The 10,736-nt window shown below is 59.6% G+C and carries 9 protein-coding genes; 3 read left to right on the top strand and 6 right to left on the bottom strand.

Annotated elements, in window-relative coordinates:
* From AC1DIG_RS25190 to yjiA, 3 genes are all read left to right on the top strand, one after another.
* On the top strand, nt 1-181 hold a 181-nt coding region (locus tag AC1DIG_RS25190; RefSeq protein WP_477769472.1), incomplete at its 5' end, for a hypothetical protein.
* Between the two features lie 15 nt (nt 182-196).
* Nucleotides 197-394, top strand: a complete 198-nt coding sequence (locus AC1DIG_RS25185) for a YbdD/YjiX family protein (protein ID WP_010448516.1) — start codon at nt 197-199, stop codon at nt 392-394.
* A gap of 180 nt (nt 395-574) precedes the next feature.
* The gene (gene yjiA, locus AC1DIG_RS25180; RefSeq protein WP_477769471.1) at nt 575-1,546 is read left to right on the top strand and encodes a GTPase; all 972 of its coding nucleotides are present in this window, start codon (nt 575-577) and stop codon (nt 1,544-1,546) included.
* Nucleotides 1,547-1,678: 132 nt separating this feature from the next.
* Here yjiA and AC1DIG_RS25175 read toward each other — a convergent pair whose 3' ends face one another.
* From AC1DIG_RS25175 to AC1DIG_RS25150, 6 genes are all read right to left on the bottom strand, one after another.
* Nucleotides 1,679-2,407: a GntR family transcriptional regulator gene (locus AC1DIG_RS25175; RefSeq protein WP_477769470.1), complete on the bottom strand. Its 729-nt coding sequence runs from the start codon at nt 2,405-2,407 to the stop codon at nt 1,679-1,681.
* A gap of 44 nt (nt 2,408-2,451) precedes the next feature.
* Nucleotides 2,452-3,156, bottom strand: coding sequence for a FadR/GntR family transcriptional regulator (locus tag AC1DIG_RS25170; protein WP_427547123.1), 705 nt, complete (start codon nt 3,154-3,156; stop codon nt 2,452-2,454).
* Between the two features lie 66 nt (nt 3,157-3,222).
* Nucleotides 3,223-4,536 carry a C4-dicarboxylate transporter DctA gene (locus AC1DIG_RS25165; protein ID WP_477769469.1) on the bottom strand — a complete coding sequence of 438 codons (1,314 nt, stop codon included), beginning with the start codon at nt 4,534-4,536 and terminating at the stop codon, nt 3,223-3,225.
* A gap of 259 nt (nt 4,537-4,795) precedes the next feature.
* Nucleotides 4,796-6,049 carry a serine hydroxymethyltransferase gene (glyA, locus tag AC1DIG_RS25160; RefSeq protein ID WP_054595500.1) on the bottom strand — a complete coding sequence of 418 codons (1,254 nt, stop codon included), beginning with the start codon at nt 6,047-6,049 and terminating at the stop codon, nt 4,796-4,798.
* A gap of 251 nt (nt 6,050-6,300) precedes the next feature.
* Entirely contained in the window at nt 6,301-6,423 is a 123-nt protein-coding gene (locus tag AC1DIG_RS25155) for a hypothetical protein (RefSeq protein ID WP_477769473.1), read from the bottom strand.
* A gap of 186 nt (nt 6,424-6,609) precedes the next feature.
* The gene (locus AC1DIG_RS25150) at nt 6,610-10,458 is read right to left on the bottom strand and encodes a bifunctional diguanylate cyclase/phosphodiesterase (RefSeq protein WP_477769468.1); all 3,849 of its coding nucleotides are present in this window, start codon (nt 10,456-10,458) and stop codon (nt 6,610-6,612) included.
* Nucleotides 10,459-10,736: the final 278 nt, after the last annotated feature.

The raw sequence follows: 10,736 nt of genomic DNA, 5'->3' as shown, positions 1-10,736 counted from the left end.
GGACATCACGCAGATGCAGCACGTGATCTACAACGCCTACACCAACGCAACGCTGACGGCGCTGTTCCTGTTCGTGGTCTTCAGCATCCTGTTCTATGCGATCAAGGTCGGTATTTCCGCCTGGGGCAGCAAAGAACGCACGGATAAAGAATCGCCATTCCAGGCTATTCCGGAAGCGTAATCGAGGGTTGCAAGCATGTTCAATGACCTGAGTCGCCTCGGTAAATACCTCGGTCAGGCCGCGCGCCTGATGGTCGGCATGCCCGACTACGACACTTACGTCGAGCATATGCAGACCAAACACCCGGACAAACCGGTTATGAGCTACGAGGCGTTCTTTCGGGAACGCCAGGAGGCTCGTTACGGTGGCAAGGGTGGGCCGAAATGCTGTTGACCCGCTAACGGCGGGTGATCAGATGTAATGTGGGAGCAGGCTTTTTGTGGGAGCGAGCTTGCTCGCGATGACGGCTTGACATTCAACATTGCAGTTGACTGCCAGACCGCTATCGCGAGCAAGCTCGCTCCCACACTAACCTGCTCCCATTTTTATTTGTGTAGTTGAAGGAGATCGAGTTTGTCCTCTCCCATCCCGGTAACAGTCCTCAGCGGCTTTCTCGGCGCCGGCAAAACCACGCTGCTGCGCCACCTGCTCAAAGCCGAGCGCGGCCTGAAAATCGCCGTGATCGAAAACGAATTCAGCGACGCCGGCATCGACACCCAACTACTGGGCGATGAGCCGGTGCAAGTCATGACACTGTCCAACGGCTGCGTCTGCTGCACCATTCACACCGACCTGACCAAGGCCCTGTACCTGTTGCTGGAACGCCTGGACAGCGGCGAAATCGCCTTTGACCGTCTGGTGATCGAATGCACCGGCCTGGCCGATCCGGCTCCGGTGGCACAGACCTTCTTCATCGATGAAGAGTTGCGCGAGCGCTACATCCTCGACGGCATCATCACCCTGGTCGATGCGGCTCACGCCGAGCAGCACCTGACCCAGACCATCGCCCAGGCGCAGGTCGGTTTTGCTGACCGGTTGTTGGTGAGCAAACGCGATCTGGTCGACGAGGCGACGTTTACCGCGCTGAGCGAACGCCTGACCCGGATCAATCGTCGTGCGCCGATCCGTGTCGTCGAACACGGCAAGATCGATCTGGCGGAGTTGCTGGATGTGCGTGGCTTCAACCTCAATGCCGACCTCGGCGGTGGCGTAAGCCTGCGCCCGGTGATCAAGGCGCCGTCTATCGACCGCATCTCGAGCCTGGTGCTGCGTACCGAAAAAGCGCTGGATATCGACAAGCTCAGCGAGTTCATGAACGAACTGCTGGAAGACCACGGCAAGCAGTTGCTGCGCTACAAAGGCGTGTTGAACATCGTCGGCGAACCACGGCGCATGGTGTTTCAGGGCGTGCTGAAGTTGTACGGTTTTGACTGGGATACCGAGTGGGCCGAGGACGAAGCGCGAGAGAGCGTGATCGTGTTTATTGCCGATGATCTGCCGGAAGAGAAAATTCGCGCTGGGTTTGCGCGGGTGGCTGCGGAGTAAGGTCAGGCATTTTTTGTGCGTGTTTGAGGCCGCTATCGCGAGCAAGCTCGCTCCCACATTGGATTTGCGTCGAACCACATCAGGTGGACAACACAGGTCAAGTGTGGGAGCGAGCTTGCTCGCGATGACGATCTAACCGGTTACGCGATCATGGACCGATCCCGATTCAGGGCTCAGCAATTTCTTCTCAAGATGATCCAGATGCTCGGTCATCAGCCCCTCGGCGGCCTTGGCATCCCCGCGCTCCACCGCCTCGACTATCGCCGCATGCTCCTGCCACGCACAATGACTGGGCGACTGTTCTTCGTAGCAGGCGATAGCCAGCGATGTCAGCGGCACCAGGCTGCCAAGAAATTGTGCCAGCGGCGCGTTACCGGCGACGTGCGCCAGTTGCAGGTGGAACTCACCCGACAGGCGAATCGCCGGCCCGCGTTGGTGCTGTTCGATACAGCGGCGTTCGCGATCGATCAGTTCGCGTAACTGCGGCAGGTGCCGGGACGTCGGTTGCTGGCAGGCCAGTCGCACCAGGGTGGTTTCGGTCAGCCTGCGGGCGTGGAGTATCTGGCGGGTTTGCTCGGCATCGGGCGCCGCGACTTGCGGGCGATGATTGGGCCGCAGGATGACTACCTGCTGATGGGACAATCGCGCCAGCACCTGGCGGATGATGCTGCGGCTGACACCGAATGCCTGACCAAGGCTTTCTTCGGTGAAACGGCTGGCCGGGGCGATGCGTTGTTCGAGAATGGCGTCGAAAATCTGCGGATAGATGTCATCGACGCAACGCTTCTTTTCGCTCTGGCGGCGCAAGGGCAGGGCGGCGGAAATCGAGAAAACGGGATTCTTCAAGGCGTAGGAACTCATGGCCTGTCTCCAGTCCGGTTGCCGATAGGGGGGTCTACAAGCAGTTATTGGCCCAGATTGTCGTCCGGGATGTTCAGTTCAATACCCATGCGTTGCCCTTCCTGAAGGATGTGCCGGCGCATTTCGGCGCTGGCCAGGGCGCTGTTTTTACTGCGGATCGCACGGACCACGGCTTCGTTTTCTTCCAGGCGCCCGGCCAAGTGTTCCGGGGAGTTGCGCAGCATCTCGGCGCTCTGTTTGAGGGCGTTGCTGGTTTGCTGCACGACGTTCTGGAAGATCGGGTTCGAAGTCAGGGTGAACAGCTCTTCGTGGAACGCGATGTAAGCGTTCATTCCGGCTTCGCTGTCACTCGCTTCGAGGGCTTCGCGCATGTCCATCAGCGTCAGGCGCAGTTGGCCGATTTCCTTGCTGCTGATGGACTGGGCAACCAGCCCGACAATGAACGGTTCGAGGGTGTAGCGCAGTTGCAGCACATCCTCGAGGCTGGCGCCGGCTACGCCGCTGTCGTTGGCTGGCGCGTCGTTCAGGTTGGCCTCCAGCACCACCACGCCTTTGCCGGGCATGGAACGCACCAGGCCGAGGGTTTCGAGCACGATCACTGCTTCACGCAGGCTCGGCCGGCTGATGCCCAGTTGTTCAGCCAGTTCGCGTTGCCCCGGCAACATGTCGCCCGAGCGCCACTGCCCGCGTGCCAATGCGGCACGAAGCTTTTCAACCACTGAATTTACAACTGTCGACGAGGTGATCACTGTTTGCTCCATGAGAGACGGTAAAACGCTGATTGTTGTGCCTGCCAGTGACAGGCACAGGTTCGGTCAAAACTCTTGCTGATGTGCCGGTGTCGCGGATTTACGTGACTGGAAGGTGTAGCCCTGCTCGCCGGACAGTACCTTGTTGGCACGCTGGACATCGATGTCTTTTTCCCAGCGGGCGATGGCCACGGTGGCGACGCAGTTACCGATCAGGTTGGTCAGTGCCCGGCCGATGCCCATGAACCAGTCCACCGCCAACACCAGCACCAGGCCCACCACCGGAATCGCCGGGATCGCGGTCAGGGTCGCCGCCAGAATCACCAGGGCCGAGCCGGGAATACCATGGGCACCTTTTGAGGTGATCAGCGAAACCAGCAGGATTGTCAGCAAATCGCTCATGGCCAGCGGCGTGCCGGTGGCGTTGGCGATAAACACGATGGCCAGGGTCAGGTAGATCGAAAAACCATCGAGGTTGAACGAGTATCCGGTGGGAATCACCAGGCCAACCGTCGAACTGCCGATACCCAGATGCTCCAGTTTGCGCATGATTTGCGGAAGCACGGCGTCAGAGGAGGCGGTGCCCAGCACGATCAGCAACTCTTCGCGCAGGTACTTGAGAAACGGCAGCAGCCGCAGGCCGGAAAGGCGCATCACCAGACCCAGGATCAACGACACGAACACTGCGCATGTCAGGTAAAACAGGCCGATCAGGCTACCCAGATGTTGCAGGGAGTCCAGGCCATATTTGCTGGTGGTGAAGGCAATCGCACCAAACACACCAATCGGTGCCAGACGCACGATCATGCCCATGATGCGGAAAATCACATGGCTGAGCTCGTTGATCAGTCGCGAGATTCCCGAGGCCGCTTCACCCACCAGGTTCAGTGCGCTGCCGAACAAGACCGAGAACAGCAGTACTTGCAGGATGTTGTTGTCGGCAAAGGCGCCAATCACCGAGGTCGGGATCAGGTCCATCAGGAACTGCGTGGTGGTGTGCATGTGCTGGCCGCGCTGGGCGATATCGCCCATGTCGGCGGTGGAAAGCTGATCCAGATGAATGTTCGCACCGCTACCGATGCCGGTACTGAACGCGAACACCAGACCGATCACCAGGGCGATGGTGGTCAGCACTTCGAAGTAGATCACCGATTTGAGGCCGATGCGTCCGACCTTCTTAAGGTCGCCTGCGCCGGAAATGCCGCTGACCACCACGCAGAAGACGATCAGGCCGATGAGCATTTTGATCAGTTTGATGAAGCCGTCGCCGAGGGGTTTTAACTGGGCGGAGTATTCGGGAAGGGCCAGTCCGCAGATGATGCCAAGCACCAGTCCAAGGACAACTTGAAGGAAGATTGAGCGCGAGCACCATCTGAGCATGGGAGGAATCCTGGTGAGTGTCCTGGGTGCCGTGCGCTGTGCGCATCAGATTCAGGACTTAATTATTGTGGTCTTACCGGTATGTCCAGTGCAGGCGCAGTTTAGGCGCTGTTTTCAGAGGGCTGCAAGCGGAAAGTGACAAATTGGCTTTACCGGTCTTACCAGTTGTGCGGTAAGGGCCGATCTTGAGCGGTTTCGCAGGCGAAAAAAAACCGGCCATCAGTGGCCGGTTTCTTTTTGCTGCGGTTAAGCGGGCCGATTAAGCGCCGTATACCGGCAGCTTCTTGCAGATGGCCTTGACCTTCTCGCGAACGGCGTCGATCACCGCTTCGTTGGAAAGGTCAGCCAGGATGTCGCAGATCCAGCCGGCCAGCTCTTTGCACTCAGCCTCTTTGAAGCCGCGAGTGGTCACAGCCGGAGTACCGAAGCGCAGGCCGGAGGTGACGAACGGGGAGCGTGGATCGTTCGGTACCGAGTTCTTGTTCACGGTGATGAACGCTTTGCCCAGAGCGGCGTCGGCGTCTTTACCGGAGATTTCCTGCTTGATCAGCGACAGCAGGAACAGGTGGTTTTCAGTACCGCCGGAAACCACGTCAAAGCCGCGTTCGATGAACACACCGGCCATGGCCTGGGCGTTCTTGACCACTTGTTGCTGGTAGGCCTTGAACTCAGGCTGCAATGCTTCCTTGAAGCAGATCGCTTTAGCGGCGATCACGTGCTCCAGCGGGCCACCCTGGGCGCCCGGGAATACCGCGGAGTTCAGCTTCTTCTCGATGTCGGCGTTGGCGCGAGCCAGGATCAGGCCGCCACGTGGACCGCGCAGGGTCTTGTGAGTGGTGGTGGTGACCACGTCAGCGAATGGCACCGGGTTCGGGTAGACGCCAGCAGCGACCAGACCGGCCACGTGAGCCATGTCGACGAACAGGTAGGCGCCGACTTTGTCAGCGATTTCACGGAAGCGTGGGAAGTCGAGGATCTGCGAGTAGGCAGAGAAACCGGCCACGATCATTTTTGGCTTGTGTTCTACCGCCAGACGCTCGACTTCGTCGTAGTCGATCAGGCCATTGCTGTCGATACCGTACTGCACGGCGTTGTACAGCTTGCCGGAGGAGGAAACGCTGGCGCCGTGGGTCAGGTGACCGCCGTGGGCCAGGCTCATGCCCAGGATGGTGTCGCCCGCTTGCAGCAGGGCCAGGTAAACGGCGCTGTTGGCTTGGGAGCCAGCGTGTGGCTGAACGTTGGCGTAATCGGCGCCGAACAGCTGCTTGGCACGGTCGATGGCCAGCTGCTCAACCACGTCGACGTACTCGCAGCCACCGTAGTAGCGCTTGCCTGGGTAGCCTTCGGCGTACTTGTTGGTCAGAACCGAGCCTTGAGCTTCCATCACCGCTGGGCTGGTGTAGTTTTCCGAAGCGATCAGCTCAATGTGTTCTTCCTGGCGCTGAGCTTCTTGCTCCATGGCGGCAAAAAGGTCGGCGTCGTACTTGGCAATAGTCAAATCACGGCTGAACATGGCGGTCCTCAAGGATCGGGGGCAGAAAAGGAAGGCATTCTAACTCAATGGGTTTTGTCTGGCATATGAAAGGACATCATGTCGCAGACAAGTGGTGTTCATGACGGGATATGCGGCGATTGTGCAGGCCTCATCGCGAGCAAGCTCGCTCCCACACTGGAGTGGTTTCAACCAAAAGTCTCAGGCACTCGGCAAATCCCCTGTGGGAGCGAGCTTGCTCGCGATGGCGTCATTTGCCGCGCCACAAAATTTCAATCGAACATGAACAACGCATCTTTGCTGAACTGCGCCTCGAAGCGACCCGCCGGCATCGGGCGGCCGAACAGGTAGCCCTGCACCTCATCGCAGCCGTGTTCGCGGATTTTGTCTGGCATATGAAAGGACATCATGTCGCAGACAAGTGGTGTTCATGACGGGATATGCGGCGATTGTGCAGGCCTCATCGCGAGCAAGCTCGCTCCCACACTGGAGTGGTTTCAACCAAAAGTCTCCGGTACTCGGCAAATCCCCTGTGGGAGCGAGCTTGCTCGCGATGGCGTCATTTGCCGCGCCACAAAATCTCAATCGAACATGAACAACGCATCATTGCTGAACTGCGCCTCGAAGCGACCCGCCGGCATCGGGCGGCCGAACAGGTAGCCCTGCACCTCATCGCAGCCGTGTTCACGCAGGAAGTCGAGCTGTTCGTGGGTTTCCACGCCCTCGGCGATCACCGCCAGGTTCAGGCTGTGGGCCATGGCGATGATCGCCCGGGCAATCTGCGCGTCCTGTTCACCGGACGGCAGGCCGTCGACGAAGGTCCGGTCGATTTTCAGCACGTCGATCGGGAACTGCTTCAAGTAGTTCAGCGATGAATAACCGGTGCCGAAGTCGTCGACGGCGATGCTCAGGCCCAGGTTTTTCAGCCCGGCGAGAATCTGCATGGCTTCGCTGACTTCACGCATCAGGATACTTTCGGTCAGCTCCAGCTCCAGACAGGCCGGTGGCAGGCCGGTGTCCTTGAGGATGGTAGCGATGCGCGTCCCGAGCTGGCCGTCGGAGAATTGCCGTGCAGAGATGTTCACCGAGACTTTCGGTACCCGGACCTTGGCCTGGTGCCAGGTTTTGAGTTGACGACAGGCCTCGCTGATCACCCAGTCACCGACATCCACCACCAGCCCAAGCTCTTCGAGCACTGGAATGAAGTCTCCCGGCGGCACCAGTCCACGACGTGGATGCCGCCAGCGCAACAGGGCTTCGGCGCCGGTCAGGCGTTTACCGTCGCCACTGAATTGCGGCTGGTAGTACAGAACGAATTCGTTTTGCTCAAGGGCGTGGCGCAGGTCACTTTCCAGTTCCAGGCGTTCCAGGGCACTGGCGTTCATGTCCGCCTGATAGAACTGGAAGTTGTTCTTGCCGCGCTCCTTGGCGTGGTACATCGCCGTGTCGGCGTTCTTCATCAACTGGCTCAGTTCGTTGCCGTCCTGAGGACTCAAGGCGATGCCGATACTGGCGGTGACAAAGAACTCGCGGCCTTCGAGGACAAACGGTTTCACCAGGCTGGCAAGGATCTGTTCGGCCACATGAATCGCCCGGTTCAGCGCGATCTCACGGTTGGCACGCGGTTGCAGGAGCAAGGTGAACTCATCGCCGCCCATGCGCGCCACCGTGTCGTCATCGTCGACGCAGCCGAGCAGGCGGGTGGCCATTTCCTTGAGCATGCGGTCGCCGGCGGCGTGGCCGAGGGAGTCGTTGATCGGTTTGAAACGGTCGAGATCGAGGAACATCAGCACGACCCACGACTTCTGCCGCTCCGCCGATTGCAGCGCCGTGTGCAACCGGTCCTGGAACAAGGTGCGGTTGGGCAGGTGGGTCAGGGCGTCGTAGTAGGCGAGGCGGTGAATCCGCTGCTCGCTGGCCTTGCGCTCGCTGATGTCACTGAAGAAGCACACGTAGCTGGCGAGGTCGCCTTCGTCGTCGAGTACCGCGGTAATGCCGACCCACGCCGGGTAGTGCTCACCGTTGCGGCGCTTGAGCCAGACTTCGCCTTCCCAGGTGCTGTGCTGATGCAGTTGCTTGAGCACATAGCGCAGGTGGGCTTCCTGCTGGTCATCGACGGTCAGCATGTTCGGCAGCTGGTCAAGGACCTGCGCCACTTCGTAACCGCTGACGCGGCTGAAGGCTTCGTTGGCCTGCACGATGTAGCCGGCCGGGTCGGTGATCAGAATCGCCGACGTAGAGTGTTCGAACACCGTCGCCGCCATGCGCAGGTCTTTCTCGGCGCGGCGCTGCTGGCTGATATCGCGACCGACCCCGAGCACGCCTTCGAACGCGCCATGTTCATCCCAGACCAATACCAGGCGCAGTTCGATCGGGATCTTGCGCCCGTCGGCGCGCAAGCAGTCGAACAGGAACAGCTGGGTTTGCACCTGGCTGCGCAGTTGCGCCAGTTGTTCGGGTTTATCCAGGGCTTTGCTGACCCGGTCCATCAAGCTGTAGATGCCGGTCAATTGTTGCGGGTTGGCGATCGTTGATTGCCAGCCATTCTGGAAGATCCAGTCAACGTCATAGCCGAGCACGGCGTTCACCGACGGGCTGACGTAATTGAGCGAGAGTTTGCTGTCGGTGGAGAAAATCACATCGCTGATGCTTTCGGCGAGCATCCGGTAGCGCTGCTCGCTGTCGCGCAGGGACTCGCTGGCTTCGATCTGATCGGTAATGTCTTTGGCCACGCCAATGATGCGGGTGACCTGGTCGTGTTTGTCCCGAGCCAGCGCCTGCTCGCGGACTTCGAAACGCCGCCATTTGCCGTCGCGGTGACGGAAGCGCAATTGGCACTGCATCAGCTGGGTATAACCGGCCTGACGCTGCTCCTGACGCAAACGGTGGTAATGATCGGCATCTTCGGGGTGCAGCAGAATCTCCCAGAAGTACTCGCCCATCTGGTGCAGTTCGGTTTTGCTGTAACCCAGCGTCTGGCCCAGGTGATGGTTGCTGAAAATCATCCGCTGGCTGATCACGTCCTGCACGTAGAGGTGATCCGGGACGGTGCGCACCACATCCGACCAGAAACCTTCACGCTCCAGCAGCGACAGCTCGACAATTTTACGGCTGGTGATATCGCTGATGCTGAGGATCACGGCTTTGGCGTCGTGCTGAGCTTGTGGCAAATGCAACACCAGCCACAGATGCTGGTCGCGACCCTGGGGGTCCTTGAGCTTGATCTCCAGTTCCAGCTGTTTCTTCTGGTTGAGCACGGCGTCGAGCAACTGGTTGCCGATGGCATTGCCATCCAGTGGCCCGCCTTCGATCAACAGCTTCCAGGCTTGCTCGCCGGACTGGACGTTGAGCAGGTGCAAGGCGACCTGGTTGACTTCAGTGATACGCAACTCTTGCAGCAACTGCTGGCGTTGTTCGGCGTTCTCCAGCCACCGCTGCAATTGCTCGCTGGTGTGCAGTTGCGCCTTGTCGAGGCAGGCTTTGAGCCCGGAGAGGTCCAGTACGCAGAGCGCGACTCCGGTGCCGTCGAAAATGTCCCGGTAGCGCCGACGCCCGTCGTGCACCTGACGCTGGCGTCGGCGCATGTTCAACAATGCGATGAGCGGTAGCAGCGAGAAGGCCAGGCCCAACAGGCATTTGCCGATAAGCGCCGGCAGCAGTTGTTCGATTACGCGTTGCCGGTCAAACAGTCCGCGTAACTGCCAGTCGCTGTTACTGAGTGGAACGACCAGCACGCTGTTCGCCAGGTCATTGGCGTTTACCGTGTTCGGCTTGTTCGAGGGCAATCCGTCTTCGCGGCTGATGATCTGTTGGCTGATGCGGTTTTCCACCACCCACAGCGGACGGACTCCTGTGTCGCTCTGTTTGGTCAGCGAGGAGAAAAACGTCGGCCGCAGGCGCAAGACCCAGTAGCCGCGGGTGTTGCCGCTGGCCTGGTGCAGCAGCAGGTTCACCATCGAGGCGTCGTTGGCGTTGCTGAAGTAATGCGCCTGCGCGTGACTGCGTCGGACCAGATCGCTCAGGTAGCCGGCGTCCTGGCTGTCGCTGGCGCTGTCAGTGAGGATTTTTCCCGAGGGGCTGAGCAGCGCCAGGCTGGTTAAATCAGGCAAGGATTGTTGCAGTTTGCGCAGCAACGCCTGTTGCTGATCAACGGTCTGCGGTTGTTCGACGATCGGTAGCAGATTCAGTGCGATCTGGGCGTTGAGCGCCATGTTCAGGCTGACTTGCGCGGCCAGATCGGCGGTGTAGTCGATGGTGTACTGGCGCTGGCTATTCTGGGTTTCGTTCAGTTGGTCGAACAACTGCCAGAGCAGCAATCCGATCAACAGCAGGACAAGCGTCGCCAATGCACCTTTCAAGGTGCCGCGCAGGGGCGATCCGGTCGCAGGACTCAGTGCGCTCACGGACGAAGGCGGAGTGACATTGGACAAACTGTGATCCTGCGGTTTGGCTGGATTGGCGCGACGTGCACTATAAGCCGGACGCCCGGAGGGCGGCTAGCATGCCTTGAGTTGTGGCAAAGTGCCAGCCCCTCTCGGCTGGACTGCCTTTCATCATTAAGGTAGCTTTGCCGGTTACGCGGGAGCGTTCCAGCTCTTAGACTCAGGCTTTTTTCGCGCGCACGTATTGATAGCGATCAATCGCTGGCGGCGCGTATGGCCTGGCCCGGGCTTCGCCCGTGCTTATATTCATTAGTCACTGACCCTAG

This window comes from Pseudomonas sp. 05N431 (genome assembly GCF_056397005.1).
This window is presented reverse-complemented; position numbering and strand designations above follow the sequence as displayed.